Origin of the sequence: Echinicola arenosa (genome assembly GCF_014841125.1) — a bacterium.
Classification (GTDB): Bacteria; Bacteroidota; Bacteroidia; order Cytophagales; family Cyclobacteriaceae; genus Echinicola; species Echinicola arenosa.
In genome coordinates, this window is the sequence record NZ_JACYTQ010000006.1 from 149,155 (window position 1) to 175,812 (window position 26,658).

Below are 26,658 nucleotides of genomic sequence, written 5' to 3' on the forward strand. Positions count from 1 at the left end.
TTTGACAACCCCAACTTTTGAGTGGTCAATTTAAAGTCGTACTTTCACGTATAATCAAACTTTAGGGGTGTTCTGATGGATGTTAGAACTGAGATGATACCCTTCGAACCTGAAACGGTTAGCACCGACGAAGGAAAAAGTTAATGGTATTCCAAATGTAATCCTGTTCAGGTTTGCAAGGCTCCTAAAGTTTTTTAAGATGATGATATGAAGGAGTCTATAATCAAGAATTTAAAATTAGTGAGGGAAAAATCCCCTTTGGTGCACAGCATTACCAATTATGTCGTGATGAACAATACGGCCAATGCTTTGTTGGCGCTTGGCGCTTCTCCAGTCATGGCACACGCCAAATTGGAAGTAGCAGACATGGTGAACATAGCTGGGGCTTTGGTGGTCAATATTGGGACTTTGGATGAGTTTTGGGTGGACAGTATGTTATTAGCGGTCAAAAAAGCCAATGAACGCGATACACCGTGGATTTTAGATCCAGTAGGAGCTGGTGCAACGGCCTATAGAAATGAAACCCTTACCCGTTTGCTAGGCTTTAAACCTAATGTAATAAGGGGAAATGCTTCAGAAATTATGTCCTTGGCAAAAGCTAATGTTCAAACAAAAGGAGTGGACAGTACACATTCCTCAGATGATGCTTTGTCCTATGGAATGCAGCTTGCGAAGGAGTCGGGAGCTATTGTGTGTGTTTCCGGCGCTACGGATTTTGTGACAGACGGAAATAGAGTGGTGGAAATAGCAAACGGCCATGAATTAATGGGTAAAGTAACAGGGATGGGATGTACAGCTACTGCATTAATTGCTGCTTTTATGGCTGTAGAAAAGGACTATTTTCAAGCAACCGTATCTGGAATGACTTTGATGGGCTTATCTGGAGAGATTGCTGCAAAGAATTCCTTTGGGCCAGGCACGCTCCAGTTGAACTTTTATGATTCACTTTATCAGCTAGAAGACAAGCATGTTAATCAATTGGCTAAAGTAAAACATCGTGAAGACTAATAGGACATTTCCATTTCGTCTTTATATGGTAACCGACCAAAAGGCTTGTTTGGGCAGGGACTTCTTTTGGGTTTTGGAGGAAGCGATTAAAGGAGGTGTAGACCTTGTTCAAATTAGAGAGAAAGAGCTTTTCGAAAGGGATTTTATTACAAAAGCCCAAAGGGCAAAAGAAATTTGTGCCAAGTATAATGTGCCATTGATTGTAAATGATAGTTTGTCCGTTGCTAAAGCTGTAAATGCAAACGGGGTGCACATTGGTCAATCTGATAGTAGTATGGATATTGCCAAAGAATTATTGGGAGAAAACTTTCCTGTTGGTTTATCCATTGAAAAGCTACATCAACTGGAAAGTTCAGGTGCATCAAAGGCATGGTATTATGGTGTTAGTCCTGTTTTCTCCACACCAACCAAAACTGATACGATCACTGAGTGGGGCTTGGAAGGTATACAAAGTATCAAAAGGATAACGAACAAACCATTGGTAGCTATAGGGAATATAAAAATAGATAATGCAAAGCAGGTAATTGAAGCGGGTGCGGATTGTTTGGCCGTGGTTTCAGCCATTTGTAGTGCGGAAAGCCCTGAAGAAGCTGCAGCGTCTATTAGAAATGAAATAGAGAAAGCCATTTTGACATGAATCATCAAAACAAAGAATATGTGCCTGTTTTGACCATTGCTGGCTCAGACAGCGGTGGTGGAGCAGGAATTCAAGCAGATATAAAAACGATGTCTGCTTTGGGCTGCTTCGCGACAAGTGTGATAACTGCCACAACCGCTCAAAACACCTTGGGTGTATGCGATATTCATGATATTCCTGTAGCGCATATTGTTCTTCAGCTTCAGTCTATACTTACCGATATCACTCCTAATGCCATAAAAATTGGCATGCTCAGTAGGCCTGAGGTTGTGATGGCTATTGCAAAGGAATTGAAAAAATATCCTGAAATACCAATTGTGTTTGATCCAGTAATGGTGGCTACAAGCGGAGATCGGTTAATACAACAAGAGACGGTTGAAGTAATTAAGTCGGAGCTTTTTCCATTGACACATATATTGACGCCTAATTTAGATGAAGCAAGCGTAATCCTTGGAAGAGAAATTCTTGTTAAGGATGAGCTGGAACAGGCGGCCGAAGAAATCCTGAAACTGGGCCCTGAGTACGTATTGGTCAAAGGAGGACATTTAGATGGTGATGTAGTTCGGGATGTGTTGGTAGCGGAGAAATCTTGTGAGACATTTGAAAGTACAAAATTGACAACTAAAAATGTCCATGGGACAGGCTGTACACTTTCTTCAGCTATAGCTTCTTTTTTGGGAAGGGGTTTGACTGTTCAAGAATCAGTAAAGCAAGCAAGAGAATATGTCTATTCGGCAATTGAAGCAGGAATGGAAGTGAAGACTGGTCAGGGAAATGGTCCCTTAAACCACTTTTATGAACCTATAAGAATGATTAAGCATGAAATGGTCAGATAAGGCGTGGGGAAGGATAACACCCCTATACGATAAGATTTTGAAGCTTCCTTTCAATCAAGAATTGATGAGTGGGGAATTGTCAAAGGACAAATTTAAGTTCTATATGGCCCAAGATGCTTTTTATCTTGGAGAGTTTGGGAAGGCGTTGAGCACCATCAGTGGAAGGATGGATTCTTTGGATCATGTATTGGCATTTTCAGAATTCGCATCTGGAGCAATAGTGGTTGAAAGGGCTTTGCACGAAAGTTATTTTAAAGAGTTAGGTATTCCTGATGAGGTAGAGCCATCTCCCTCTTGCTTGCTTTATACAAACTATATCCGCAATCAAGCTGGTTTTGCAAATATTGAGGTGGCTGTAGCGGCTATACTGCCTTGTTTTTGGATCTACAAAAAGGTTGGTGATTTTATTTTTGAAAATCAAAAGACAGGAAACAATCCTTACAAAAACTGGATAGATACTTATTCGGGAGAGGAATTTGCCTTAGCTGTGTCAAAAGCTATTTCCATTACTGATGAGATAGCTTCACATACCAGTGAGCCTTTGCAGGAAAAGATGTTGGAGGCATTTGAAATGGCCTCTAAACTGGAATGGATGTTTTGGGAAAGTGCTTACAGGTTGGAGAGTTGGCCGGTTTAAAAAATAACGAAGGCAGCCTGGGGTTTTTAGGCTGCCTTTGTTTAGTTGGTAAATACATGACTAATCGTTAACTTCATTTCCCTCTTCATCATAGGTTTTAGAAAATTCTGGTTCTTCAAGCCCAAAGGAAATTTTGTATGTAATGGTGCTGTCCGGGTTGGTTAGCTCATAAGCCTTATAGATGGGGACTGCTTTGGTTTCTTTACTTTCTAAAATGGTTTTTTTAACAGCCTTTGGGAGGTCTTCAGCATCGATTTCTTTTTTGTTATCTTGAAAAAGAGCGTAAGAACCATTAATGGGTGATAAAGGAGCTGCTTTAGCTGTCAATATTGTGAAAGCACTAAATGCAAAAACAAATGCTATTTTTTTCATAGTTAGTAAGTGGTTGTTTTTTCAATTGTCTACTTCAATTAAGTTGTCTACAATTATGCCAAATAGAAAAAGGGAGTGTTCAAGTATTTTTAGATTGTTGTAGCGGGATCAATTGTTTAATTGTTCTTCAATTTGTGGAAGCAAATTGACATATGGCTTGTCATTCTTTGTACCACTTAAACTTTTCAAAAAACCCTTTATAACCTAAGGAGGTTTAAGTATTTGAAGCTTAATTATTTTTGGAATAGTTTGAATTAAGTGATTAATTGGAAGCTTGAATGGAAGAAACTTTTGAAGCAAAATAATTATAGTAATGACTGAAGATAAAATCCAAAGTTTAGCAATAACCGGCCGGCGGAGATTTTTAAGAAACATAAGTTTGAGTACGTTGTCAGCCATAATTGGTGCCGATATCGTCTTTGGAAGCAGTATGCCCAAAGATTATGTTCCTGTTGTTTTTCAAGATGATGATCCGTATAAGCTATTCAAAAAACACAAGGATTTGATCATCCTAAATAATAAGCCTTGGAACTTAGAATCTCAGCCGCATATTTTGGACGATAAAGTGACTCCTGCAGACAAAATGTTTGTACGGAATAATGGTTTGATCCCAGAGAAAGTGGATAAAGCTACGTGGAAGTTAACGGTGGATGGCGAAGCAGTGAAAGCCATCAAAAGTTATTCACTTGAAGATTTGAAAAGTAAGTTTGACCATTACACTTACCAGCTTACCTTGGAATGTGGGGGAAATGGAAGAAGTGAATTCTACCCACCTGCAAGCGGCAATCAGTGGAAGACTGGAGCGGTCTCCTGTGCTTCTTGGACAGGGGTGAGGTTACGGGATGTTTTGGAGGATGTAGGTATAACTGATAAAGCTGTTTATGTGGGTTATCATGCTGCAGATACTCATTTAAGTGGAAATCCGGATAAGGAGCCTATTTCAAGGGGAGTGCCCATCTATAAAGCCCTTCAGGATGAGACTTTATTGGCATTTTCTATGAATGGGGAAGATATTCCTTTGGCACATGGGTTTCCTCTTAGGTTGGTGGCAGGAGGTTTTCCTGCCTCAGCTTCTGGAAAATGGCTTAACCGGATTTCGGTAAGAAACATTGTTCACGATGGAGCTAAGATGGAAGCTCCTTCCTATAGAGTGCCGTGCAAGCCTGTTGCACCAGGAGAAGAAGTGGCTAATGAGGACATGTGTATCATAGAATCAATGCCTGTTAAGTCCTTGATTACTTATCCCAAAACCGGTGCAATGATCGCAAAGGGAAAATCATTAGAGGTGAGGGGACACGCATGGGCTGGTGAATTGGAAGTAAGCGATATGAAAGTTTCTATTGACTTTGGCCAAACTTGGCAAAAGTGTCAATTGGAAAAGCCAGTCAATAGGCTGGCTTGGCAGCACTTTAAAACTCAATTGAGCTTTCCTCAACAAGGGTACTATGAAGTGTGGGCAAAGGCTACTGATGCCAATGGGGTGTCTCAGCCAATGGTAGTGCCTGGCTGGAATCCTAAAGGCTACCTAAATAATGCCTGTCATCGAATAGCAATAAAAGTAGGATAAGATGGAAAATGATTTAATAAAATCTTTGAAAAAGCTTTTAGGCTTAATGCTGGGCTTGTCCTTTTTAATTGTTATTATGATAGGAGCTTTGGTTTTGGTCAATATAAATCCTGATTTTATACATAAAAGCAAAGATACTGGGTCAACTGATTTAGCTGAAGTAAACGTGCAAGAAGGGGATTTAGTAAAAGATGGCATACATATGTCAACAGGCTTAGTAGCTGAAGAAGGTTATGAAACAGTTATTGCGAACTGTACAAATTGCCATGCTGCTGATTTGATTATTCAAAATAGAGGTTCAAAGGAGAGGTGGATGGCTTTGATAGATTGGATGCAAGAAACTCAGGGACTATGGGATTTAGGGAGCAATGAAGAGATTATCGTAAGCTATTTGTCTGAATATTACGCGCCAATTCAAAGGGGGAGAAGACCTAATTTGGTTGATATAGAATGGTATGAGCTGAAAGAGTAGGGGGGAGTGACTTTAAAAATCTGATAATTCTTCTTTTTTTTGTTTAATAAATTTCAATAAATATTAAACAATTTAAATCAACACATGTTTATAAGTTGTATTTACAATTATAATCTAAACACAACTGAACCATGAAAACTACAAGTAAAAAAGTCCCATTTCTACCAGTGCTACTCTTTGCTTGGTTATTCTTTACCGCTTGCAAAGATGAAGATGAACCCATGCCAATAGAAGAGGATAGTATAGTGGATATTGTCGTTGATAGTCCTAATTTTACGATTTTAGAATCGGCTGTTGTGGAGGCGGATTTAGTATCAACCCTTGAAGGGGATGGCCCGTTTACTGTTTTTGCTCCCAATGATGATGCTTTTATGTCTTTCTTAGATGATAATGCACTTGCCGCTACCGATCTGTTGGCTAGTGATCAACTTTCTGATATTCTACTTTACCATGTGTTGGCTTCAGAAGTGATGGCGTCTGGTGTTAGTACTGGAGAAGTCCAGACTGCAAGTGGAGATAGCTTTTACGTGAGTCAAGCATCCGACGGGAATTTATGGATAAATGGTAGTGCACAAATTGTGGATACCGATATTGAAGCCAGCAATGGGGTGATTCATGTGTTAGATTACGTGATAGTGCCTCCTTCTCAATCAATAGCCGAGATAGCAGTAAGTATGACTACCGCTAACAGCCCTGAGTTTACCCAGTTAGTTGGAGCTCTTCAAAGGGCAAATTTGGTGGATGCAGTCAGTGGTGATGAAGGAGATTTGACTGTTTTTGCACCTACTGATGCTGCATTTCAGGCATTATATGATTCCAATCCATCCTGGAGTGATTATAATGACATTCCTCTTGAAACATTGACAGCCGTGTTGACAGCTCATGTGGTTCCATCAAGAGCATTTTCACAAGATTTAAGAACAGGAGAATCCTTGACGACATTGAACACGAGCACTATGTTAGAAGTAGATTTGAGTGCTGGGACTGTCGGAGGGGCTTCCCTTAATTCGGGTATGCTAAACATTCATGCTACTAATGGAGTGATACATGTGATCAATGAAGTGATACTTCCTTAATTCAATTCTTCAAGATTTTAAAACTGTTGGATTCCTTCCAACAGTTTTTTATTATCTTACAAAGATAAGTTTTTAGTTAGAGGCTGAAGCATGGATAGGAATATGAAAATATTGGGCTTTTCGATTTTTTTTATTTTGAAGTATTTTTTTTCAATAAGTACACTGTTTGCCCAGACTGCTTCTACCTATATCATCTTGAATCCTGATAAAATCCCGGTTACAGTTAGAGAATTTTACTTTAAAGATGTGGTTGACTTAAGAAGAGAAAAGGCCACTATTGGAGGCTTGTTTACCAGTAGGGAAGCAAAATTTTTAGAGCCTTTGGAGATTAAAGGAGGGGCTGTTCATGGATTGAGAGCTTACTTTCAGAAAGGATTTCTTCAAGATAAAACTCTTCGCCCAATTGTGGTGCAAATAAAAAAATGCCAAGTGATAGAAAAACGCTTAGAGTCTGGAGTTTTAGAAGGGACTGTTGATCTTGGGTTTGTGTTTAATCTTTCTAAAGGAGATAGCTTAATTCATTTAATGGATTATAATGGTGGTGCGCGTTACAAGAGGTCTTTAGGTAATTATGAGGTGGTGACTACCGCGCTAAAACAGTCTCTTTCCAGTTCCGTAAAGTATTTTAATAATTGGATGAATGAACAAGTCAAGACAAATATTAAATTGGCTAAAAGTGTCAAACTTGAGTTTGTAGATCATGATCTAAGGGAAAATGGTGATACAGTATTTTATAACACTGATAGGCCTTTGGTTTGGGAAGATTTTAAAGCTAGACCACACACAGGGAGCAAGTTTGCCGCTTCCATTTTTACAAGTTTTGCATGGGAGGGAGATAGTGAGGTGATGAATGGCGTTGTTCATGTCAAGTTTCAAACAAAAATATTTATGCTGAAATCTTCTTCATGGGTAAAGGGAAGTGCAAAAGATGCCTATGGTCTCAACCATGAAAGAAGGCATTTTGATATTACAAAGATTGTGGTAGAACGTTTCAAGGAGAAAGTGAGTATGTTAAATTTGGAGCCTGACAATTATGATGGAGCCATCGGGTATCTTTATATAGAGACCTACCGGGAAATGAACCAGATGCAGGAAGCTTATGATGAAGAGACCAGTCATGGGCAGAATAGGTCTGCCCAAGAGCGCTGGAATGATTACATAGATGAGGAGTTGGCCCAATTTAGTGAGATGGATTGAAAAATGATTTCTTCAGGATAGCCTCTCCAGGAGCCCAGATTTTTATATTATCGAATTTTCCAATATCGTCAAATGTGCCAAAACCGACATGTCCATAGTCAAAATGGTTGTCTGTTGCTTTCATAATTGGTTTTTTAAGATCATCGAAATAAACCTCAATTGTGCCCTTTTGAATGTCACGAATTACTCTGACAGTATGCCAATCGTCGGTTTTTCCCCAGTTGATTCCGTCGTTTATCCATTCTCCAATAGCCACTCTAGGTTCATCATTAACTAAGAAAATGTTATGTGCGTGTGGGTCAGGGGTGGAGGCTATATGGGTATAATAGAAATTCTCAGCGTCTTTCATCCCAAAGAATAGGCAAAGGTCTCTGTGGCCATATTCTTTGCCTGTTTGCTGAAGTTCCACTTCAAGTATAAAACTACCCAGTGTTTTGGTCTTGAGCATAGCAATATTAAAAGGTGAACGAACTCGAGGGGTATAGTCGCTTGCCTTATTGATTTCAAGTGATTTACCTTTGGTTCCTTTGCTAAGCAGCCAAGCTTTACTATCCGTCATTTCGAAATCGCTAAGAGCATTTTTTGTTTCGAAATCTTGTTGGTACACCAAGGTGTATCCTTCTGGGATTTCTTGCGCACAGATAGGCGAGATAAACAACGCGAGAAGAAATAATGTTAGGCTTGTTTTCATAAGATTTGTAAGGCTTTCAATTAGTTGATATCATCTCGAAATTAAGACTATTATTTAAAGGATTAGAAATTAAGCAAAAAAAAGAGCCGATCTTCAATGTGTGGAAACAGAGATCGGCTTTTTCTGAAAAATAACCCTAACAAACCAGATAATCTTTATCTTGATGCTAAGGTTGTGAAAAAAAAGTTAATATACAAACAAAACGAAAATAAAATTTGTTTTGAATTCTTTTTATTTAAACGTTTTAAATTGATTGAATGCTTGAAATACGATTAAAGTATTGTTATTTTTTATCTATTAGATAAGGAAACGAAGAGAGTAATAGTTAAATGTATATAATAGGTTGATTTATAGAGAAGACTAATTGAAGTAGTTGCTTCCTAGTTGTGGTAAGATGTCTTGAAATCGAAAGTATAAACTTTATGTTTTTGTGAAATTGTATTTTGAGTAATATTTACTTAAAGTTCAAACGAAAATAATATTTTATAATTTTCATGTATTAATTGTTAAAACATGGGAAACGTAAAGAAAGAGCTTAATAAATAGTTGGTTTTTTGGTTTAAATGATCATTCTTGTGTTTGATAAGTGAAACTTAATCTGTATTTTTCGAAAGATTTTTTAAGAAAATGATATTATTTGAAATTAAGAGAAAAGAACTATGAAAAAGACGGCGCAGCGTAGGTCCAGGATTTTGGAGGTTTTGGATGAACATGGTCAGGTTAATGTAAGTGAGCTTAGTAAAGAGATGGGCGTAAGTGAGGTGACTATCCGAAATGACTTGGCCAACTTAGAAAGAAATAAACTTTTAGTGAGAGCACATGGTGGCGCATTCAAGACGAATAATATGGCCCTGCCGGTCACTGAAAAGAAAAAAATCAACCTTGACCTCAAAAGAAAAATCGGTAAAAAGGCCGTGTCCATGATAGAAGAGAATGACTCTATTATCCTGGATTCAGGAACTACAACTTTTGAGATTTCCAATAATTTAGGGAAATTCGAAAGGTTAACAGTGATCAGTAATGCATTGGATATTGTAAATAATCTTGCTAGCTATGATAACCTTGAGGTGATGATGCCTGGAGGGTTTCTAAAGGAGTTTTCTATGTCTTTGGTCGGGCCAATGGCAGAAAGGAATTTAAAGCAGCTTCACTGTAACAAATTGTTTTTAGGAGTGGATGGGTTTAAAGCTGATGTAGGGGTGTTTACACATTACATGGAAGAAGCTTATCTCAATCAAATCATGATCGATATTGCTGAAGAAGTGATTGTGGTTTCGGATTCAACTAAATTTAAGAAAATTGGTTTAGCTTTTATTTCAGGGTTCAACAGTGTACACAAAGTGATTACTGATGATCGGATAGAGACTGAATATGTTAAAATGCTAGAAAGAAACAATGTAGAGGTCATCATAGCAAGTTAACCGTCTCATTAAGTAATTTAGAAGGCCTTGAGATTATACCTCAAGGCCTTTTTATGTTTTGTTAGTTTGAAGCTTTTCAGTCTTTTAGAACCACTTTTACCAAAACTGGCATATGGTCGGAGAAACCAACAGGGATTACTTTTACTTCAGTGATTTCCCAATTTGAATTTTTGGAGAGCCATACGTAATCGATTCGTGATCTTGGGTTTTCATAAGGGATAGTTGGTAGAGGATTGCCATACGAGGCTGCGGCATCGATATAACCTTTTTCTAAAATTTTATAGGGAGTGGTTTCAGGCTTGAAATTTAAGTCTCCGGCAACTATGCTCGGTCCAATCTTTTTCTCTAGATGCTCTACAATTGCTTCTGTCTGAGCAATTCGGTTAGAATCGAATTGATGACACAAATGGGTAGCCCCAAAGGTAATGGTTTGCTCATTCTTGAGCTTATAACTGGCTATGGCCATTGCTCTTCCTTCTCCACCTTGAGGAATCGGTAAGTCTATTTTGCTTAATTCTGCAGGGTTTTTACTGAGTAGTCCTTCTCCATATCCTCCGCCACTATAGTCGATTGCCTTGGCGAAAAAGCCGTGCATTCCTGTTTTTGATGCCAATTTATTTACCAAGTCAACAGCTTTGCCATCATAAACCTCAGCGGTTCTTTGGGTCATACTGTCAACCTCCTGGAGAGCTACAAAATCAGGGTCGATATCTTTGATCAACTTGGCAATGTCGTCCAAGTTTGGTTTTCCTTTCTGATAGGCTTGTTCTCCATGATATATATTATAGGTCAAAATAGTGAATTCTGTATTTTGCGCTTTTGAGATTAATGTGAGCGTAAGTGTTATAATGAGGGTGAGTAAAGTTTTGACGGTTTTCATTGTTTTAGGTTTTGCGAAGTTTATGGTGAAATAAAAAAGGGTTGGCCAATTCCGCCAACCCTAGTAAGTGCTATTCAATAGTTACAGAGAACTGATTGCTTTGTCTTCCTTTAGGAGTTACAATGATATAGTTTAGGATCAAGTTGTCTTGGTCTGTTCCTGTAAAAGGTGAAAGGAAAGCCCCTCTATAGAGGTTGGCAGTTTGATCTGCTTTGTGTCCGTCCACTGTATAGTAGATTTTGCTGCCTTTGACAAAGGAGGTGATATTTACTTTATGTCTTCCTGTTTTAGCATCCTTGGTAATTTGGACATCTGCTTCAGGAACCCTGTAAAATACCTCCATTTGTTCCAGTTCTGCTAGTCGGGTTGGAAGTCTATCTTCTGAGAACTCCTTAAAGTTCTTGTTATTGCCATTGGTCCAAGCTACTTCCGAGAGTGCCAAAGCTCGAGGGAATAGGTGGTATTCCATCTTATTGGTTGTGGCAATGTATTCTGTCCATAAGTTGGCTTGAACGCCTAAGATGAACTTTTGCTCTTCTGATGATAATGATTCAGGTATTGGGGAATAGCTATAAACTTTTTCTAAGGGTAGAAATCCGCCAATTGCAAGAGGTTCGGTGGTTTTGTCTTCGGCTTGGTAATGGTCAAAGTACATGTGGCTGTTTGGAGTCATAATGACATCATGGCTCATTTTTGCAGCAGCGATTCCTCCTTTTTCCCCTCTCCAACTCATAACAGTGGCGTTTGGTGCTAAACCTCCTTCAAGGATTTCATCCCACCCGATTAGTTTTCTTCCGTTTTCGTTAAGAAATTTTTCCATTCTTGTTACAAAATAGCTTTGCAGTTCATGCTCGTCAGCTAACTTTTCCTTTTTGATTAGCCTTTGGGAAATTGGTGAAGTTTTCCAATGGTCTTTCGGTACTTCATCACCGCCAATGTGGATGTATTCACTTGGGAAGATTTCCATTACTTCTGTCAATACATCTTCAAGGAATTGAAAAGTTTCTTCTTTGACACCATAAATGTTGGGATGTACTCCCCAGAAACCTGGTACTTGTGTATTCAGGTCATTGTCATATGGTTCTCCATTTTCTTTCATGGCCATAATGCTGCCTGATAAAGGTTTACTGTCCTCAGGTTTGTCGCCATCCATGTCGAAACTACCAAATTCAGGGTATGCAGCTAATGCAGCGGAACTGTGGCCAGGGAGCTCTATCTCAGGAATCACGGTGATCATTCTTTCAGCAGCGTATTTTACCACTTCCTTGGCTTCTTCTTGGGTATAGTAACCGCCATGCTTAACACCATCATAAATAAACGGTTTAAAATCATAATACTGGCCAATGATGGTGCTGTCCCTCCAAGCTGAAATTTCTGTTAGCTTTGGATATTTTTTTATTTCCAATCTCCAGCCTTGGTCTTCTGTCAAGTGCCAATGCATTTTATTGAATTTAAAATAGGCCATTAAATCAATCATTTTTTTGATCTGATCTACTTCGAAGAAGTGGCGGCTCACATCGAGCATAATACCTCTGTAGGCAAACTCAGGCTCATCCTGAATGTTTATAGCAGGTACGATTAATTGCGTTCCATTATAGGAGATTAACTGAAGCGTTGACTGGAGGCCATAAAAAATGCCGCTGTGGTCACCGGATATAGTGATGCCATCGTTTTCTACTTTTAGATGGTAAGCTTCAGGTTTTTCAGTGTTGGATGTAAGGTTTAATTTAATTGTACTCCCTTCTTGGTCTTGTTCGGTGATGGGCAGAGACAGATGATATTGCTTTTGAAGAAAATCGTTGAAAATTGAGGCTGACTTTCTTGAAATTTCATCCTTGGCGATAATGTATACTTCTTCATTAAGGATAAATTGGCCATTAAGTAGCTCTATACTGGCCGGATTGGGGATGATGGATGGAATATTGCTCTTTTGTGCTTGGGCTGTGCCAAGGCAAAGGCAAGACAATACAATCATCCAAAGTTGCTTTTTCATACTTTTAATTTATTTGCTTTGATAGATCTTTGGGTCAATGTGAAGATAAAAGAAGGTTATATTTTTTCTGAAACTTTCATAAACTGACTTTTTGTAATTGTTTTTAAAAGGAGTAGAAAGTTAATGAAAAAAATAATTTAGATAAGTCTGTTTGTCGAGGTTTTTTATAAATGGTAATTGTCTGCTACCAAGGTTTAATTGATTTATTCCGGTCGAGGGATAAAGTTTAATAGTTTTTTGAGGCTGGGGTTAGGGTTTTCCTTGTTCCATAGCGCAGTGATTTCCGCTCTTTGATTGATGTTGGGTAGAGGGATGAACTTTACAGCAGCGTTGGATACCTCTTTAAAAGAGGTAGGTAAAAATGTAATTCCTAGCCCATGCCCCACCAAGTTCAGTACAGTATGTCCGTGAACTGTTTCATGGGCTATTCGCGGTGAAAAGCCACTGTCTTCACAAATACTTAACTGCAAACGATAATAAAGCTCTCCATCAGCTCTTGTAGGAAGGATAAATTCTTCATCTGCTAATTGCGAAAGCTCTTGAAAATTATGCTCGTCAGTGGGGTGGTTTTCTGGTAAGACCAATGAAAAGGTTTCCCTAAAGACTAGTTGGCTGCCGTATAATGGATCAGGGTATGGGTTCCTCAAGAAGGCAATGTCCAGTTCTCCATTTTTTATGGCCTTCAGTTGGGTAAATGAGGTCATTTCATTGAGGTAGGTTTGGATATGGGGAAAGGAATTATGCATTTCTGTTAAAACATCAGGTAAGAAAGTGTGGATACAGGATCCTACATAGCCAATTCTAATTTCTCCCTTTTCGCCTTCTTGGATTAGTCTAGTATGGCTTTTGACCAATTCAAGTTGGTCTAATATTACCCTAATTTCTGCTTTGAAATATTTGCCAGCAGCTGTTAGCTTCACATTTCTTTTATCTCTTTGAAGTAATGCTATTCCCAGCTCTTCTTCTAGCAATTTTAATTGTTTTGAGAGAGCAGGTTGAACGATACATAGTTTCTCGGCGGCTTTGTGAAAATGCAGCTCTTCTGATAATACCATGAAATATTTGAGTTGGCGAATTTCCATCACTAATCACTTTTGGTTATTAATAAGTGAATTTAATACTATTTTTTATTATTAATCAATTTAAGGAAATTTGTATCGGAATATAAACCTGTTTTAAATCAAAGACTTGTATGATAGAAGTTGAGGCAAATAGAAAAGTCCATGAAATCAGTAGCAGACTGTTTAGCTTGGATTCATTGAGTGAGGTGGTGAAAAGTAATAAGAAGTTGGTGCTATCCAAGGAAGCAACTGATAAGATCCAAGAATGTAGGGCATATCTCGATAAGAAGATCTATGAAGATGAAGAAGCTTTATTCTATGGGATCAATACTGGATTTGGGTACTTGCAGCATGTTCGGATCGACAGAAAAGAGATACAGCAGTTGCAATACAATTTGCTCCAATCGCATGCTTGTGGAGTAGGAGAGAAGGTTCCTAAGCATTTGGTGAAAATTATGTTGCTTACCAAAATACAGTCATTGGCTCAAGGGCATTCTGGTGTACAGTTGGAGACAGTTCAAAGATTGATTGATTTTTATAACAACGATGTATTACCAGTGGTCTATAATCAGGGATCTTTAGGGGCCTCAGGAGATTTGTCTCCATTGTCACATTTGAGCCTTCCGCTTGTAGGTCTGGGGGAGGTTTATCATGGGGGTAAGGTCAAGTCTAGTCAAGAAATGTTGGATCATTTTAATTGGGAACCAATTGCGCTAAGGTCCAAAGAAGGGCTTTCTTTGATTAATGGGACGCAGTTTATGCTCAGTTATGGTGTGCATATTGTTAATCAGGCTCAGTATTTATTTGAATGGGCAGACTTGATTGCTGCGGCTTCCCTTGATGGATTTAACTGTAATGTTCAACCATTTAATCATTTGATCCATGCGATTCGTCCTCATCAAGGGCAATTAGATACTGCAGCTGCTATCCGTAAATTGTTGGAAGGAAGCGAAATTGCACAATACAAAGCAAAACAAGTTCAGGATCCTTATTCATTCAGGTGTATTCCCCAGGTACATGGAGCTTCTAAGGATACCCTTGGGTTTGTCAAGAATACTTTTGAACAAGAGGCTAATGCTGTAACTGATAATCCAAACATTTTTCCGGAAGCAGATCAGATCCTTTCAGGAGGTAACTTTCATGGCCAGCCTTTAGCATTAGGCTTTGATTATTTATCCATTGCTATGGCGGAAATTGGAAGCATTTCCGAGAGAAGGACTTACCAACTATTGTCAGGACAAAGAGGTTTGCCCCTTTTCTTGGTCAATGATCCAGGTCTGCAGTCAGGCTTGATGATTCCTCAATATACCGCTGCCAGTGTGGTAAGTGAAAACAAACAATTGTGCACACCTTCTTCAGTTGATTCTATTGTGTCTTCCAACGGTCAAGAAGACCATGTCAGCATGGGTGCCAATGGCGCCACGAAATGCCTTAGAGTTCTCAATAATTTGGAAAAAATCTTAGCCATAGAACTGTTGACCGCCGCTCAAGCATTGGACTTTAGAAGGCCATCCAAAAGCTCAAGGCCTGTAGAGAAAATGATAGCAGAATATCGGAAAGAAGTGAGCTTTAATACTCAGGACCGTGTCTTAGCTAAGGATATTGAATGTACCATTCAATTTATCAGGAAGCGTCAGCTGAGTGATTTTATTAACCATTAATACTATTATATATATGACTATTGTATCATCAAAATATACCCAAGAAAAATATAAAACCCCAACTGGCAGTCAGTTGAACTGTAAGGGCTGGCTTCAGGAAGCTGCTTTGAGAATGTTACTCAATAACCTGGATCCGGAGGTGGCAGAAAGACCAGAAGACCTTATTGTGTATGGAGGTAGAGGTAAAGCGGCAAGAAATATAGAGTCTTTGGATATGATCATCAAAGGCTTGAAAATATTGGAGGACGATGAGACCCTTTTGGTACAATCTGGGAAGCCTGTTGGTATTGTGCCTACCCATTCTAATGCTCCCCGAGTATTGATTTCCAATTCGCAGTTGGTACCTAATTGGGCTAATTGGGAGCATTTTGACAAGTTGGAAAAAGCAGGCTTGATGATGTATGGTCAAATGACTGCAGGATCGTGGATTTATATTGGTTCTCAAGGGATAGTTCAGGGCACATTTGAAACCTATGCTGAATTGGCTAAACAACATTTCGGTGGAAGCCTAAAAGGAACACTGAATGTAACAGCCGGGCTTGGAGGTATGGGTGGAGCTCAACCCCTAGCCATCACCATGAATGAAGGAGTTTGTTTGGTAGCAGAAGTAGAGGAATGGCGTATCAAAAAACGACTGGAAACCCGTTATCTTGACCTGATGGTCAATGATCTAGATGATGCCATTGATGAAGCATTGAAAGCGAAAACAGAGAATAAAGCTGTTTCCATTGGAGTTCCAGTTAATGCAGTTCAATTGCTGGAAAGACTTCGGGAAAGAAACATCTTGCCTGATACATTGACCGACCAAACCTCGGCACATGATCCATTGACAGGGTATTATCCGCATATATTGTCCGCTGAAGAAGCCAATGTGCTTAGAGAAAGCAATCCTGCAGAATATATTCGATTGGCGTATGATTCGATGTTCAAGCATGTGGAATTAATGCTTGCATTCCAAAAAATGGGAGCAGTGACTTTTGATTATGGAAATAATTTAAGGGCAAGGGCCAAAGAGAAAGGCCTAAAGAATGCCTTTGACTTCCCCGGATTTGTGCCAGCGTTTATTCGCCCTTTGTTTTGTGAAGGAAAAGGACCTTTCAGATGGGCAGCTTTATCTGGTGACCCTGAGGATATTCGCAAAACGGATGAGATGATTTTGAAATTATTTCCTGAAAATGAGTCACTGAAAAGGTGGATTACGTTGGCACAGGAAAGGATCGCATTTCAGGGGCTTCCTGCAAGGATTTGCTGGCTGGGGCAAGGAGAGCGAGAAAAGGCCGGTTTGGCGATCAATGAAATGGTCAGTAAAGGAGAGTTGAAAGCTCCGATCGTGATAGGTAGGGACCATTTGGATACTGGGTCAGTAGCTTCTCCAAACCGGGAGACAGAGGGGATGAAGGATGGTTCTGATGCAGTAGCAGACTGGCCGGTTCTTAATGCCTTGATGAATACAGCCGGAGGTGCCAGCTGGGTTTCCCTTCACCATGGTGGAGGTGTTGGCATGGGCTATTCCATACATGCTGGGATGGTAATAGTGGCTGACGGAACAGTAGCCGCTGAGGAGCGATTGAAGAGAGTATTGAGAAATGATCCCGGGCTGGGGGTGATTCGCCATGCGGATGCTGGTTATGAAATTGCGCAGCAAACAGCCAGGAAACATGGTTTGGGTCTAAATGAAAGAATTTAATGCTGATTATTAATATCAAGTCACTGTGCGGTGTAAGAACTGAATCAAAGTTTTTAAGAGGTAAAGAAATGGCTGAGCTACCTTCCGTCGAAAATGCCTACTTGGAAGTGGAAGGAGATAGGATTATGGGTTTTGGTGAAATGGACGCACTCAAGCCCGAAAAGCTCTCCTTACAAACTTGTATAGACGCGACAGGGCAGTTTGTATTGCCCGCTTGGTGTGATCCCCATACTCATTTGGTCTTTGCAGGAAGTCGTGAGAGTGAATTTGTAGATAAGATCAAAGGCTTGAGTTATGCAGAAATCGCTAAAAAAGGAGGGGGGATTTTAAATTCTGCTGCTTTACTCAGAAATACATCAGAAGATGAACTATTTGATCAGGCATGGAAAAGATTGGTGGAGGTTCGTGCAATGGGTACAAGTGCCATTGAAATCAAGAGTGGCTATGGACTATGTGTAGAAAGTGAATTGAAAATGCTTCGTGTCATCAAGAGGCTTAAGGAACAATCTGATATGGATATCAAAGCTACCTTTTTGGGGGCTCATGCATTTCCTCCAGAATATCAAAATGATCACAAAGGATATATTGAATTGATCTGTAACAAGATGTTACCAAAGGTGGCGGAAGAAAGATTGGCTGAATATGTGGATGTTTTCTTTGAGAAAGGCTTTTTTGATGCTGATGAGACTCAAAGAGTGATTGATGCCGCAAATAAATTTGGACTCAAAGGAAAGCTACATGCCAATCAACTTACCAACTCAGGAGGTGTTCAGTTTGGAGTGGCCAATGACCTGCTTTCTGTTGACCATCTAGAAAGTATAGGGGAGGAGGAGATAGAAGTTTTGAAAGGAAGTCAGACCATTCCTACATTGCTTCCGTCAGCGGCTTTTTTTCTAAGAATGCCGTACCCTCCTGCTAGAAAAATGATAGATGAAGGCTTGGGGGTTGCTTTAGCAACAGATTATAATCCAGGTTCCTCACCAAGTGGAAACATTCCATTATTGATGTCTTTGTCTTGTGTTCAGATGAAAATGACACCAGAGGAAGCGGTTAATGCAGTTACGATGAATGCAGCATGCGCTATGGAATTGGAACATGAGCTAGGGAGTATTACGGTTGGGAAAAAAGCTAATTTGGTATTTACCAAGCCCATGAATTCATTAGCTTATTTGCCATATGCTTTTGGAGATAATCTAATCGACAAGGTTATGGTGGCTGGGAAATTTTAGTGAAGTTAAATGAGTTTTTTTAATCAATTTGATCAACACGACTTAGACCAAAGGGTTTCTAAGAGGCAAGGGGAAACCAAGTTGGGAGAAAAGATAAGGCTAGGGCTGGAAGGGGAAAAGTATGTGTTGATAGGAGTGCCTGAGTCGATTGGTGTCAGGGGCAATTTAGGCAAAACTGGAACAGAAAGCCTTTGGGGACCTTTTTTGGATGTTTTCTTAAATATTCAAAGCACAAATGGCTTCAACGGTAGTGAGCTTTCTATTCTAGGGAGTTTTGATTTTTCTGGAATCCTTCCGGCAAGTGAAGCTTCTGTTCAGGCTTGGAGAAATACAGTTGAGCAAGTAGATGTGGCGGTGAGCGACTTGGTTGAGCAGGTGGTTTTGGCTGGAAAAGTCCCTATTGTAATTGGTGGGGGACACAATAATTGTTATCCAATTATTAAAGGTGTTGTGGAGGGACTTTATGCGATTCGCAAATTACCTTTTCCAGCTATCAATGCCGTAAATTTGGATGCACATGCTGATTTCAGGATGAAGGAAGGAAGGCATAGTGGAAATGGCTTTAGGTATGCTTTTGAAGCTGGCTATTTACAGAAATATGCGGTTTTAGGGTTGAGTGAAAACTATAATTCTCAGGCCATGATCGACGAGATGAAAAAGTCACCTGAAATTGACGTGATATTTTGGGAAGATATTTTTCTGAGGCAGAAATTTTCTTTTGAACAATCCATGCAGAGGGCGAAGGAGTTCGTGATGAATGATACTTATGGAGTAGAGTTGGATCTTGATGTGATAGAAGGTGTTTTGTCCAGTGCGATGAGCCCAGTAGGGGTGTCAGCTATTCAGGCTCGGCAGTATGTTCATCATATGGCTTCTGAAGAAAAGGTTGCTTATTTACATATTTGTGAAGGGGCTGTTCGAATGCAGGATGGTAGGGCTGATCAGAATACTGCAAAGTTAGTAGCTTATTTGGTCAGTGATTATGTTAAAGCAAATAAGAAGTACTAGAGCAAAAGAAATTAGTTTAAGTTTAGAATAAAAAAAGGCTGCCTCTTTGGGCAGCCTTAAATTTGGGTTGATATATTCCTCATTAAGACAAATAGTTCTCAACTGGAGTGTATTCTAAATCGAATGCTTCTGCAACTGCTTTATAAACAACATCTCCTTTGATGACATTAAGGCCTTTAGCCAACTCTTTATTTTCTTGAGATGCTTTTTTCCAACCTTTCTCTGCTAATTGAATAGCGTATGGTAGCGTAGCATTGGTCAATGCCACAGTTGAAGTATAAGGCACAGCTCCAGGCATATTGGCTACACAATAGTGAAGCACATCATCAATGATAAAAGTAGGGTTTTCGTGGGTCGTTGGCTTACAAGTTTCGATACATCCACCTTGGTCCACAGCCACGTCAACCAGTACAGTTCCAGGTTGCATGTCTTTAAGCATATCACGAGTGATCAAATGAGGCGCTTTGGCTCCAGGGATCAAAACAGCACCGATGATCAAGTCGGCAGTTTTGATCAATTCTCTGATGTTGAATTCATTTGACATTCTTGTTTTTACATTGGCAGGCATAACGTCTGACAAATAACGCATTCTTGGAAGAGAAACGTCAAGTATTGTTACATCTGCCTTGAGTCCAGCAGCCATCCATGCCGCCTGAGTGCCTACGACACCACCTCCTAAGATCAAGACTTTAGCAGGAAGGGTTCCTGGTACACCGCCCATAAGAATTCCTTTTCCTCCTAATGGTTTTTCAAGATAATTGGCGCCTTTTTGAGTGGCCATTCTGCCTGCCACTTCTGACATCGGGACCAAAAGAGGAAGTCCGCCTCCAGCTTTTTCAACTGTTTCATAAGCAAGACATACTGATTTGCTCTTGATCATGGCCTTGGTGAGAGGCTCATGAGATGCAAAGTGAAAATAAGTGAATAAAAGTTGGTCTTCTCTAATAAGATCATATTCAGGCTCAATTGGTTCTTTTACCTTCATGATCATTTCAGCGATGGCATAAGTTTCCTCAATAGTAGTAAGGATTTTGGCACCAGCTTCAACGTATACTTCGTCAGGAAATCCACTACCTTCTCCAGCGGTATGTTGGACATATACAGTGTGTCCTCTTTTTACAAGTTCTTGGGCACCCGCAGGGGTAATGGCTACCCTGTTTTCATTGTTTTTAATCTCTTTAGGAATCCCTATAATCATAGTTTGAATTGTTTGGATGTACTTTATGTGTCGCAAATATACTAACAGAAATGTGATTGCTTGTTAGGTACTTAGGTATTATTTTGACTGGTATATGTAAAATCCTGTATTTTAAAATTTAATTTTTTTTAAAATTTTAAATATGCATAAAGTTCTAAACCAATGTTTTTTTGATGTTTTTTATTTTGTCCGTATTTTTCTAAAAATTGACATTCATTTAAAGGAAGTTATGATAAATTTAAAAATATGTAATTTTGATGCCTTTTTATGATTATCAGAATATTGTTTCAATTGACTTGTTGTTATATGTGTTTTTTGGAATTTTTTATTGTGGTTGACGTTTTATACTTTAGTGGAATATTTGTATAAAAGCTAAAAATCAGTATTTTTGGAGTACCTTGAAAAAACCCAATATAGCTGTTAATTTATAAATATGATAGAAGTGGAAACGTTACCTCAAAATAAGGTTAATCTTAAATTAGAAAAAGACCAGATTTTATTTGATTACAGAATTGTTCAACAAAGCCGCCAAGCTTCCTTGATGGGAAGAAAGGAGGTCTTTATGGGCAAAGCGAAGTTTGGAATTTTTGGTGACGGGAAGGAGTTGGCGCAAGTGGTTATGGCCAGGTATTTTAAGGATGGAGACTTCCGTTCAGGTTACTATAGGGATCAAACATTTATGTTGGCCATTGAAGAATTGAAACTTCAGGAATATTTTGCACAGCTGTATGCACACGTAGATGTGAAAGAAGAGCCTGCCTCTGCGGGAAGGTTGATGAATGGTCACTTTGCCACCAGGTCATTGAATGATGATGGGAGTTGGAAGGATATCAGGAATGTGAAAAATTCAGCTGGAGATATTTCACCCACCGCTGGTCAGGTGCCAAAGCTTGTGGGCTTGGGTTATGCCTCTAAACTTTTCAAAGAAAACAAAGACCTTCAAGAGATTGAAGAATTCAAAGGGTTAGGTCAGGAGATCGCCTGGGGAACAATCGGAAATGCTTCCACAGCAGAAGGAATGTTTTATGAAACTATCAATGCTGCCGGGGTACTTCAGATTCCAATGGTAGTTTCGGTTTGGGATGATGAATATGGTATCTCAGTTCCTAATAAATATCAAACAACAAAAGAAAGTATTTCAGAAGCCCTGTCAGGTTTTCAAAGGGATGGAGAGAAGCCTGGTCTTGAAATCATAGTAGTAAGAGGTTGGGATTATGAGGCTTTGCATCAAGCTTATGAAAAGGCTGAGAAGTTGGCCAGGGAAGAATTTGTGCCTGCTTTGGTACATGTCATTGAGATGACCCAGCCTCAAGGTCATTCTACATCTGGTTCTCATGAAAGGTACAAATCTAAAGAAAGACTTCAGTGGGAAAATGACCATGACTGTATCCTGATGTTCAGATCATATATTCTGGAGAATGAACTGGCGACAGAAGAGGAACTGGAGGAGATCGACCGCGAAGCGGTGAAGTTTGTGAAAGAGCAGAAAGAAAAAGCTTGGAAAGCATTTTCTGGAAGTATTAAGGAAGAATTGAACGATGCCGTTCAGCTGATTAAGTCTGCCGCGCAAAATAGTGGGCAGATTTCGGCACTCAACCAGTTAGCTGATGAATTGTCCAAAACGCTCAACCCGATCCGTAAGGATGTTATTGGTGCGGTCAGAAAGGCTTTGTGGTTAATGAGATTTGATCAACCTGAGGTGAGATTTGAACTTAAAAACTGGTACGAAGATCAAAAAGAGAAAAACCATAGCAGGTATAACAGTCATCTGTATTCTGAATCCTCTGAAAGTAACCAGAAGGTAAATGTAATTCCAGCAGATTATTCAGATGATGAACATTTGGTAGATGGGAGAGAAGTTCTTCAAGCTTGCTTTGATAAGATGCTGAGTAGGGACCCAAGGGTTTTTGCTTTTGGCGAAGATGTGGGGAAGATTGGTGATGTGAATCAGGCTTTTACTGGTTTGCAGGCGAAGCATGGAGAATTGAGGGTGACAGATACTGGTATCAGAGAAACTACAATCATTGGACAAGGGATTGGGGCGGCGCTAAGAGGTTTGCGTCCGATTGCAGAAATCCAATATTTGGATTATTTATATTATGCTTTGATGACCCTGACGGATGATCTTGCGAGTCTTCACTATAGAACTAAAGGAGGTCAAAAGGCACCTCTAATAGTAAGGACAAGGGGACATAGGTTGGAAGGTGTTTGGCATTCTGGCTCACCAATGAGTGCGATTTTGGGAAGTTTGAGAGGTTTATTGGTTTGTGTACCAAGAAATATGACACAAGCAGCAGGAATGTACAATACCTTGCTTAAAAGTGATGAGCCTGCTTTGATGATTGAATGTTTGAATGCTTATCGTCAAAAGGAAAAAATGCCCCTCAATGTGGGGGAATTTACAGTTCCGCTTGGTAAACCAGAGATTCTTCGAGAAGGTAATGACATTACATTGGTGACTTATGGTGCCATGTGTAGAATAGCTTTGGAAGCTGCCGAACAACTTGATGAGTTAGGTGTATCAATAGAGGTGATTGATGTGCAAACATTATTACCTTTTGATGTACATCATATGATTATAGACTCGATAAGGAAAACCAATCGAGTGATTTTTGCTGATGAGGATGTTCCTGGTGGAGCAACGGCTTATATGATGCAGAAAGTACTGGAAGAACAAAAAGCCTATTATTTGCTGGATTCAGAGCCTGTTACTATTGCGGCTAAAGCGCATAGACCAGCTTACTCTTCAGATGGAGACTATTTCTCCAAGCCAAGTTCGGATGACTTGGTTGAGAAAGCATATGAAATCATGAATGAGGTTGATCCTGTAAGCTATCCTATGTGGTGATTGAACCAGTACCTAATTATAAAATAAAAGAGAGGCTGCCTATCAAGGCAGCCTCTCTTTTATTTTGATATTTGATTCAGTGTGAACTCTGGAGTGGATACGGTATTGCTTTTGTTTAAGGCCCGATCTTGAATTTGAATATCAAGTCTAACAGTGTCATTTCTGAAAATGGACCTCCAACCTGAAGATCTCATAGAATATTTGATTGTTCCTTCAATTGCCCTTTGGTTGTCTCCTTCTAAGATGACTGGAAATCGGCCATTGAAAGTAGTGTAGTAGGGAGGGTCAGACCATTTGAACTCAGTAAATGTTCCGTTTCTCTTGATAAAGAACTGGATGAATATGTTGCTAAAATTGGGGTTTTGCTCCACCCAAATGGTGTCCATTACTTCTACATTGTCCACAATAGGGTCTATCACCCAATCAATAGGGTTGTAAGAAGGTGCTTCTGATGGACGGTTGGCATAAGTAATCAAGTTACCTTGGCCATCTCTCTGATACTCTAAAGGGTGGAATGGAGGATTGATGTCTCGGGCATCCAGTCCTAGATCTCCTTCGGCATCTCTAAATTTAACGGAAACTAATAATGAGTCGATAGAGTTGTCCAATTCAACATAGGAAACATCAGCAAAGCTGATTTCAGGAACTGTGGGGAAATTATCGGGTGGAGACACACAGGCTCCCAATAAAAAAGTTAAGATCAAGACATATATATAGCTTTTTGCTTTCATATTGCTTGTGAAAATTAATTATAAGTATGGCAATCCTAAATTTGCTTAAATTTGTCCACTATAGATAATAAAACGATGAATTATTTCAAAAGTTTTTCAAGCCAATTGGAAAGTATGAAGGAGGCTGACTTTGAAAAATTGGCTTTGGATCTTTTTCAATTTCAAGCAAAAGAAAATGCCATCTACAGGTCTTATTTGGAGGCTAGAGGAGTAGATTCTAAAGCGGTGAAAAAAGTAGAAGAAATCCCTTTTTTGCCTATTCAGTTTTTTAAGAAATTCCCGGTTGTTTGTGGAAAAAAAGATGCTTTCTCTTCTTTTTATTCCAGTAGTGGAACTACCGGTCAAATTACGAGCAAGCATTTCATTTGGTCCGAAGAAGCTTATTTAAAACATGCTGAAAGGATATTTGAAGATTTTTATGGCGACTTGAGAGATTATCACATTTTAGCCTTATTGCCTGCGTACTTGGAAAGAAAGGGAAGTTCATTGGTGGCCATGGCAGATTATTTTATCAAGCACTCCGGTTCGGAGGATTCAGGATTTTATTTATATAATTATAAGGCTTTGATCGAGAAGCTTCATGCTTTAAAAACTCGGAATGATGGAAAAAAGGTGCTGTTGTTGGGGGTGACCTTCGCTCTGTTGGATTTGGCAGAACAATTTAATGATGTGTTTCCAGAAATGGATAATCTTATTGTGATGGAGACAGGTGGGATGAAGGGTAGGCGTAAAGAGATGATCCGTGAGGAGGTTCATGAGATACTAAAGAAAGCTTTCAAGATAAGTCAAGTGCATTCAGAATATGGTATGACCGAATTGATGTCCCAAGCATATTCAAAAGGAGATGGGAAGTATGTTTTGCCTCATTCCATGCGTATTTACCTTAGGGATATCAATGATCCTTTGACGTGGGCCAAAAGAAATCAAGGAGGTGTAAATATTATTGATTTGGCGAATTTCCATTCTTGTGCATTTATAGAGACACAGGACCTGGGGAGGTATCAGGAGGATGGGACGCTGGAAATTCTAGGTCGATTTGATAACAGTGAGATTAGAGGCTGTAATTTAATGGTGAATTAATTTTGTATTCCTTACAGAATTGGACATATTTGATTTGCAATAAATTAATTATTATGAGAAAACTAGCAGCTATTATTTTGGCTTCCTGTCTTTTAGCAATGGGAGCATGCGCATCTAGCAAGCCATGTCCAGCGTACGCCAAGGTATTGGACAGTCAAGAAGTAAAAGGATAAAAAAATACGCTGATTTAATAATCAGCGTATTTTTTTATCTCTTCCAAAGTGATGGTTTGGCTGCCCAGGATGACCAGTCTTTCTACCACGTTCCTTAACTCGCGGATGTTTCCAGTCCACGGGTATTCCATAAGTTTTTTTACTGCTTTTTCTTCAATATCTTTTTTAGCAGTGCCATACTCCTTGGCAATATCACCAAGAAACCGGTCTACCAATAAAGGGATGTCTTCTTTTCTGTCCTTAAGAGCAGGAACCTGAATGAGAATTACACTGAGACGATGGTAAAGGTCTTCTCTGAAATTGTTTTCTTCGATCTCTTTTTTAAGATCTTTGTTGGTTGCAGCCAAGACGCGAACATCTACTTTGATGTCTTTGTCGCCACCCACTCTTGTGATTTTATGCTCTTGTAATGCTCTTAGCACTTTGGCTTGAGCAGAGAGGCTCATGTCTCCTATTTCATCAAGGAAAATAGTTCCACCGTTCGCTTGCTCGAATTTCCCCTGCCTTTGTTTATTGGCAGATGTGAAAGCCCCTTTTTCGTGTCCAAAGAGTTCACTTTCTATCAATTCAGAAGGGATGGCCGCGCAGTTAACGGCAATAAAAGGAGAACTGTTTCGGTTGCTTTTTTGATGAAGCCAGTGGGCTACCAGTTCCTTTCCAGTGCCATTAGGGCCAGTGATTAGCACCCTAGCATCAGTCGTAGCTACCTTCTCTATAGTATCTTTTACTTGATTGATGGCTTCTGACTCTCCCACCATGTCCAGTTTTTTGGAAAGCTTCTTTTTAAGAACTTTGGTTTCAGTAACCAAATCTTTTTTCTCCAAAGCATTTCTTACGGTGAGTAAAAGCCTGTTTAAATCCGGAGGTTTTGGGATGAAGTCAAAGGCACCTTTTTTGGTGGCTTCTACAGCAGATTCTATAGATCCATGGGCGGAAATCATAATGAACTGAGGTTGTTTGTCCATTTGGCTAACCTTGTCCAAAACTTCCAGTCCGTCCATTTTAGGCATTTTAATATCACATAAGACTAAATCAAAATCCTGGGATTCGATCATTTTTAGCCCTTCAGCACCATCTTGGGCTTCATGTATGTCGTAGTTTTCGTATTCTAAGATTTCTTTTAAAGTAGACCTGATGACTTTTTCGTCATCAATAATCAAGATTTTAGGCATAAAGTGATTATTTGGTTAAAAGT

At 39.4% G+C, this 26,658-nt stretch carries 23 protein-coding genes and 1 riboswitch; of the genes, 15 read left to right on the forward strand and 8 right to left on the reverse strand.

Annotated elements, in window-relative coordinates:
• Window positions 1-53 precede the first annotated feature (53 nt).
• Window positions 54-153: riboswitch (TPP riboswitch) on the forward strand.
• A gap of 54 nt (window positions 154-207) precedes the next feature.
• From thiM to IFO69_RS16205, 4 genes are read left to right on the forward strand one after another with little or no spacing between them, the layout of a single operon-like run.
• Window positions 208-1,008, forward strand: coding sequence for a hydroxyethylthiazole kinase (thiM, locus tag IFO69_RS16190; protein WP_192011167.1), 801 nt, complete (start codon window positions 208-210; stop codon window positions 1,006-1,008).
• Complete coding sequence (thiE, locus tag IFO69_RS16195; RefSeq protein ID WP_317173479.1) at window positions 998-1,645, forward strand: thiamine phosphate synthase; 648 nt, start codon at window positions 998-1,000, stop codon at window positions 1,643-1,645. The genes thiM and thiE overlap by 11 nt, the downstream gene beginning before the upstream one ends.
• Window positions 1,642-2,481: a bifunctional hydroxymethylpyrimidine kinase/phosphomethylpyrimidine kinase gene (gene thiD, locus IFO69_RS16200; protein ID WP_192011168.1), complete on the forward strand. Its 840-nt coding sequence runs from the start codon at window positions 1,642-1,644 to the stop codon at window positions 2,479-2,481. The genes thiE and thiD overlap by 4 nt, the downstream gene beginning before the upstream one ends.
• Window positions 2,465-3,118 carry a TenA family protein gene (locus IFO69_RS16205; RefSeq protein WP_192011169.1) on the forward strand — a complete coding sequence of 218 codons (654 nt, stop codon included), beginning with the start codon at window positions 2,465-2,467 and terminating at the stop codon, window positions 3,116-3,118. Before thiD ends, IFO69_RS16205 begins: the two co-directional genes overlap by 17 nt.
• Window positions 3,119-3,178: 60 nt before the next feature.
• On the opposite strand, the gene IFO69_RS16210 is transcribed toward IFO69_RS16205, so the two are convergent.
• Window positions 3,179-3,490: a hypothetical protein gene (locus tag IFO69_RS16210; RefSeq protein WP_192011170.1), complete on the reverse strand. Its 312-nt coding sequence runs from the start codon at window positions 3,488-3,490 to the stop codon at window positions 3,179-3,181.
• 313 nt (window positions 3,491-3,803) lie between these two features.
• Between IFO69_RS16210 and IFO69_RS16215 the strand changes: the two genes are divergently transcribed.
• The 4 genes from IFO69_RS16215 (at window position 3,804) to IFO69_RS16230 (ending at window position 7,802) form a co-directional block, all read left to right on the forward strand.
• Window positions 3,804-5,057, forward strand: a complete 1,254-nt coding sequence (locus IFO69_RS16215; RefSeq protein ID WP_192011171.1) for a sulfite oxidase — start codon at window positions 3,804-3,806, stop codon at window positions 5,055-5,057.
• 1 nt (window position 5,058) lies between these two features.
• Window positions 5,059-5,529: a hypothetical protein gene (locus IFO69_RS16220; protein WP_192011172.1), complete on the forward strand. Its 471-nt coding sequence runs from the start codon at window positions 5,059-5,061 to the stop codon at window positions 5,527-5,529.
• A gap of 131 nt (window positions 5,530-5,660) precedes the next feature.
• The gene (locus IFO69_RS16225) at window positions 5,661-6,605 is read left to right on the forward strand and encodes a fasciclin domain-containing protein (protein WP_192011173.1); all 945 of its coding nucleotides are present in this window, start codon (window positions 5,661-5,663) and stop codon (window positions 6,603-6,605) included.
• A 135-nt stretch (window positions 6,606-6,740) separates the two neighbouring features.
• Entirely contained in the window at window positions 6,741-7,802 is a 1,062-nt protein-coding gene (locus IFO69_RS16230) for a hypothetical protein (protein ID WP_192011174.1), read from the forward strand.
• On the opposite strand, the gene IFO69_RS16235 is transcribed toward IFO69_RS16230, so the two are convergent.
• On the reverse strand, window positions 7,786-8,493 hold the full coding sequence (locus IFO69_RS16235; RefSeq protein ID WP_192011175.1) for a hypothetical protein: 708 nt from the start codon (window positions 8,491-8,493) through the stop codon (window positions 7,786-7,788). The genes IFO69_RS16230 and IFO69_RS16235 overlap by 17 nt on opposite strands.
• A gap of 659 nt (window positions 8,494-9,152) precedes the next feature.
• Between IFO69_RS16235 and agaR the strand changes: the two genes are divergently transcribed.
• A complete protein-coding gene (gene agaR, locus IFO69_RS16240; RefSeq protein WP_192011176.1) occupies window positions 9,153-9,914 on the forward strand; it encodes a transcriptional repressor AgaR in 762 nt (253 codons plus the stop codon).
• A 76-nt stretch (window positions 9,915-9,990) separates the two neighbouring features.
• Here agaR and IFO69_RS16245 read toward each other — a convergent pair whose 3' ends face one another.
• The 3 genes from IFO69_RS16245 to IFO69_RS16255 form a co-directional block, all read right to left on the reverse strand.
• On the reverse strand, window positions 9,991-10,794 hold the full coding sequence (locus IFO69_RS16245) for an endonuclease/exonuclease/phosphatase family protein (RefSeq protein ID WP_192011177.1): 804 nt from the start codon (window positions 10,792-10,794) through the stop codon (window positions 9,991-9,993).
• A gap of 70 nt (window positions 10,795-10,864) precedes the next feature.
• Entirely contained in the window at window positions 10,865-12,787 is a 1,923-nt protein-coding gene (locus IFO69_RS16250) for a family 20 glycosylhydrolase (protein WP_192011178.1), read from the reverse strand.
• Window positions 12,788-12,990: 203 nt separating this feature from the next.
• Window positions 12,991-13,869 (reverse strand): LysR family transcriptional regulator, encoded by an 879-nt coding sequence (locus tag IFO69_RS16255; RefSeq protein WP_192011179.1) that lies wholly within the window; start codon window positions 13,867-13,869, stop codon window positions 12,991-12,993.
• 110 nt (window positions 13,870-13,979) lie between these two features.
• Between IFO69_RS16255 and hutH the strand changes: the two genes are divergently transcribed.
• From hutH to IFO69_RS16275, 4 genes are read left to right on the forward strand one after another with little or no spacing between them, the layout of a single operon-like run.
• Window positions 13,980-15,509, forward strand: a complete 1,530-nt coding sequence (gene hutH, locus IFO69_RS16260; RefSeq protein WP_192011180.1) for a histidine ammonia-lyase — start codon at window positions 13,980-13,982, stop codon at window positions 15,507-15,509.
• 13 nt (window positions 15,510-15,522) lie between these two features.
• Complete coding sequence (gene hutU, locus IFO69_RS16265; protein WP_192011181.1) at window positions 15,523-17,196, forward strand: urocanate hydratase; 1,674 nt, start codon at window positions 15,523-15,525, stop codon at window positions 17,194-17,196.
• Window positions 17,196-18,425: an imidazolonepropionase gene (gene hutI / locus IFO69_RS16270; protein WP_192011182.1), complete on the forward strand. Its 1,230-nt coding sequence runs from the start codon at window positions 17,196-17,198 to the stop codon at window positions 18,423-18,425. Before hutU ends, hutI begins: the two co-directional genes overlap by 1 nt.
• Before the next feature lie 9 nt (window positions 18,426-18,434).
• Window positions 18,435-19,433 (forward strand): formimidoylglutamase, encoded by a 999-nt coding sequence (locus tag IFO69_RS16275; protein ID WP_192011183.1) that lies wholly within the window; start codon window positions 18,435-18,437, stop codon window positions 19,431-19,433.
• 82 nt (window positions 19,434-19,515) lie between these two features.
• On the opposite strand, the gene ald is transcribed toward IFO69_RS16275, so the two are convergent.
• On the reverse strand, window positions 19,516-20,631 hold the full coding sequence (gene ald, locus IFO69_RS16280) for an alanine dehydrogenase (protein WP_192011184.1): 1,116 nt from the start codon (window positions 20,629-20,631) through the stop codon (window positions 19,516-19,518).
• A 433-nt stretch (window positions 20,632-21,064) separates the two neighbouring features.
• Between ald and IFO69_RS16285 the strand changes: the two genes are divergently transcribed.
• Complete coding sequence (locus IFO69_RS16285; RefSeq protein WP_192011185.1) at window positions 21,065-23,479, forward strand: alpha-ketoacid dehydrogenase subunit alpha/beta; 2,415 nt, start codon at window positions 21,065-21,067, stop codon at window positions 23,477-23,479.
• Between the two features lie 59 nt (window positions 23,480-23,538).
• On the opposite strand, the gene IFO69_RS16290 is transcribed toward IFO69_RS16285, so the two are convergent.
• Window positions 23,539-24,210, reverse strand: a complete 672-nt coding sequence (locus IFO69_RS16290; RefSeq protein ID WP_192011186.1) for a hypothetical protein — start codon at window positions 24,208-24,210, stop codon at window positions 23,539-23,541.
• Between the two features lie 75 nt (window positions 24,211-24,285).
• Here IFO69_RS16290 and IFO69_RS16295 point away from each other — a divergent pair, with 75 nt between their 5' ends.
• Window positions 24,286-25,290, forward strand: a complete 1,005-nt coding sequence (locus IFO69_RS16295; RefSeq protein ID WP_192011187.1) for an acyl-CoA synthetase family protein — start codon at window positions 24,286-24,288, stop codon at window positions 25,288-25,290.
• A gap of 187 nt (window positions 25,291-25,477) precedes the next feature.
• On the opposite strand, the gene IFO69_RS16300 is transcribed toward IFO69_RS16295, so the two are convergent.
• On the reverse strand, window positions 25,478-26,635 hold the full coding sequence (locus tag IFO69_RS16300) for a sigma-54-dependent transcriptional regulator (RefSeq protein WP_192011188.1): 1,158 nt from the start codon (window positions 26,633-26,635) through the stop codon (window positions 25,478-25,480).
• Between the last annotated feature and the right edge of the window lie 23 nt (window positions 26,636-26,658).